Origin of the sequence: Proluteimonas luteida, from assembly GCF_021191695.1 — a bacterium.
GTDB lineage: Bacteria > Pseudomonadota > Gammaproteobacteria > Xanthomonadales > Xanthomonadaceae > Luteimonas > Luteimonas luteida.
This window is the reverse complement of the sequence record NZ_JAIWPT010000047.1, coordinates 1-1,204: the sequence shown is the minus strand read 5'-3', so window position 1 is coordinate 1,204 and position 1,204 is coordinate 1. Positions and strand designations below refer to the sequence as shown.

General features: G+C 76.8%; 1 protein-coding gene. It reads left to right on the top strand.

Annotated features, from left to right (window positions below):
- Positions 1-1,204 (top strand): Mur ligase family protein (locus tag LDO26_RS18130; protein ID WP_232132492.1); only part of this gene is annotated, 1,204 nt, incomplete at both ends.

Genomic DNA, 1,204 nt, shown 5'->3' with positions numbered 1-1,204 from the left:
GACGCCGCGGCGCCTCGTCCGGCCGACCTGCCGCATGCGCCCGGGCACGCCTCGGTGGTCGATGCCGACAGCGCCCTGCAGACCCTCGCGCACGTCGCCCGGGCCGAGACCGCCGCCGGCCTGCTGCCGCTGCGCGACGCGGCCGCGGCCCGCGGCCTGCCGTTCCTGGCCGACGACGACGCGGTCTCGATCGGCGCCGGCACCGGCGGCCGGGTCTGGCCGATCGCCGCGCTGCCCCGGGTCGACGAGGTGCCGTGGCCGGCGCTGCATGCGATTCCCACCGCGCTGGTCACCGGTTCCAACGGCAAGACCACGACCGTGCGCCTGCTGGCGGCGATGACCCGCGCCAACGGCTGGCCGACCGCGCACAGCTGCACCGACGGCGTGTTCTTCGACGGCCGGGAGCTGGAAGCCGGTGATTTCTCAGGCCCGACCGGCGCGCGCACCGCGTTGCGCCAGCCGCAGGCCGAGGCCGCGATCCTGGAGACCGCGCGCGGCGGCATGCTGCGGCGCGGGCTGGCGGTGCAGCGCGCCGACGTCGCCGTGGTCACCAACATCAGCGTCGACCATTTCGGCGAATACGGCATCCACGACCTCGACGACCTGGCCGCGGTGAAGTTGACGGTCGCGCGCGCGGTCGCCGACGGCGGGCTGCTGGTGCTCAATGCCGACGATCCGGTGATCGCCCGGCAGGCGCGGCTGTTCGATGCGCAGCGGCTGGGCTGGTTCGCCGGCGACGACGCGCATCCGGCGCTGCTGGCGCATCGCGCGCGCGGCGGCGCGACCAGCGGCGTCGCCGACGGCCGTCTGCGCCTGCACCTCGACGATGCCACGCACGACCTCGGCGCGGTCGCGGCGATGCCGCTGACGCTCGGCGGCAGCGCGGCCTACAACGTCGCCAACGTAGCCGCCGCCGCGCTCGCGGCGGCCGGCCTGGGGATCGCGCCGGACGTCATCGCACGGGTGCTGGCGAGCTTCGGCAACGCGCGCGGCGACAACCCCGGCCGGCTGCAGCGCTGGCAGTTCGGCGGCATCGACGTCGTCGTCGACTACGCCCACAACCCCGACGGGCTGCGGGGCCTGCTGCGCGCCGTCGGCGCGGACCGCCGCGGCGGCCGGCTGGGCATCGTGCTGGGCCATGCCGGCAACCGCGAGGAGGCGGACCTGCGCGCGGTCGCCGCGACCGCGGCGGCGTTCGCGCCGG